The organism is Priestia sp. VA7 (assembly GCF_055710015.1).
On the sequence record NZ_JBVQPN010000066.1, the window covers coordinates 1 to 258 of the forward strand.

General features: G+C 58.1%; 1 protein-coding gene. It reads right to left on the bottom strand.

The genetic code is table 11. The features are described from left to right. On the bottom strand, positions 1-244 hold a 244-nt coding region (locus AC0C45_RS30210; protein ID WP_472929334.1), incomplete at its 3' end, for a hypothetical protein. Positions 245-258: the final 14 nt, after the last annotated feature.

Here is a 258-nt window from a genome sequence, read left to right on the forward strand (position 1 = left end):
GCATTGGCGGCATTCCTCCTTGCATCGGCATCTGGTCCATTCCTCCGTGCATTGGCGGCATTCCTCCTTGCATCGGCATCTGGTCCATTCCTCCGTGCATTGGCGGCATTCCTCCTTGCATCGGCATTTGACCCATCCCTCCTTGCATTGGCGGCATTCCTCCTTGCATCGGCATCTGGTCCATTCCTCCGTGCATTGGCGGCATTCCTCCTTGCATCGGCATCTGGTCCATTCCTCCGTGCATTGGCGGCATTCCTC